This window comes from Arthrobacter sp. H14 (assembly GCF_000520495.1).
Lineage (GTDB): Bacteria > Actinomycetota > Actinomycetes > Actinomycetales > Micrococcaceae > Arthrobacter_C.
Window position 1 is genome coordinate 8,473 of record NZ_KI914668.1, and the last position, 1,368, is coordinate 9,840.

The following is a 1,368-nucleotide window of genomic DNA, read 5'->3' on the forward strand; positions in this document are numbered from 1 at the left end:
TCGCGTTCGAGCCATTCCTTCGGGCTCACCGGCCGCCCGTCCAGCTCCAGATCCTGCTGCGGGGTCAGGAATAGTCCTGCCACCGTCTGCGGATGCAGGTCATCGGGCAGCGCCTGCAGGACCACCCCCAGCGATGGAAGCAGGCCCCCACTATTGGTCAGCTGCCAGTCGGGGAACAACACGGTGCTGCCACGGGTATAAGAGTAGATTTTGCGGTCCGCCCGGTAGTGCCTGATCGTCGATGCCGACAGGCCGGTACGCTCTGCCATGCCGGAAGCAGTGAGTGAAGCGGACTCCACCAGGATCCGGGCCGCGGCACTGCCGGCCGAAGACGCGGCAATTTCTTCCGCGGTTGGTGCGGGGACGCCGGCATGCTCATCCCAGACCGCCTGCTCCTGCTCGGGAAGACGTACCGCCTCCGGGGTGCGGACGGTGCGATCTTTCAGCGCACTGGCCAGATGATCGGCGGTGAACGAGAGCCCACTGGCCTGTAACCACTGCTCGACGCTCTCCTGCGGGTCCCGGCGACCGGAAGGAGCCTCCGACGTTGAAGCACTCATGAGTATCACCACCTCTCTCCACATTCTATGCCAGTGTGGCAACTTGTGGGAAGAAGCCGTGACGCAGTGATTAGTGTGCACCACAACCGCACCTGGGCGGAACACTCCCGGTAACTGGTAGGTTGTTTAGTGCCCCTTTTAGGTGCGAGTGATGAATCCGGGCTGCCGTCCCCAAATAGGCGCTCCGGTCCAGGTTGGTAGGCCGGCGGCGAGAATCCCCCAAAGCTTCGCTGCCGGCTGCCGGCCGCCTCTCGACAGCGGTTGCGCATGTCTCTCAAGACGCCCATTAGCCTGCTTGTATATGTCCGGTCTGCCACGTGCGACGGATTGGGTGGGTCTGCCTGGTTCAGGCCCTCTTATCCCCACGGTGCTTGGACAGCAATGGGTGCAGGATCATGAACAGACCGGCCGCGGCCATCACATAGCCGTAAACGTCCGCGGAGCCGGTCACTGCCGCGTAAGACAGGCCGCAGATCATCAGGACAATCCCGGCAATAACGCTGACTGCGATACGTGTTTTCATCATGGTCTCCTTGTCCTAATGGTACCGGGCTGTGGACTCGTAAAGCGCCTGACATGGCCCGTTCGCCGCCGCCAGGCCAGCGAATGAGCCGGATATGACACCGGCCGCGCCGCCGAAGAATCCTGCTCCCGCAGCGGCCAGAGCGAAATCGCACTGCAGACGGAGATTCTCCTCTTCGGGCGTCAATTGCGGGGCATTTTGGGCATAGACGTTCTGGCCGCCCTCCTTGCCGACACAGCCCATTGATGGGCTGCAATAGCCCTCTGAGATGTCGAACGGACCGGC

Annotated in this window: 3 protein-coding genes; all 3 read right to left on the reverse strand. The window is 62.6% G+C overall.

Going from position 1 to position 1,368, the window contains the following annotated elements:
• The coding region (locus Y707_RS31580; protein ID WP_051442082.1) for a hypothetical protein at positions 1–560 on the reverse strand (560 nt) is incomplete at its 3' end.
• Between the two features lie 346 nt (positions 561–906).
• On the reverse strand, positions 907–1,086 hold the full coding sequence (locus Y707_RS30815; RefSeq protein ID WP_155853024.1) for a hypothetical protein: 180 nt from the start codon (positions 1,084–1,086) through the stop codon (positions 907–909).
• 12 nt (positions 1,087–1,098) lie between these two features.
• On the reverse strand, positions 1,099–1,368 hold a 270-nt coding region (locus Y707_RS32235), incomplete at its 5' end, for a hypothetical protein (RefSeq protein ID WP_026535744.1).

What these genes read in the sequence shown, in the direction of transcription:
- Y707_RS30815 (WP_155853024.1), bottom strand. Translation starts at nt 1,086, where the DNA reads ATGATGAAAACACGTATCGCAGTCAGCGTTATTGCCGGGATTGTCCTG.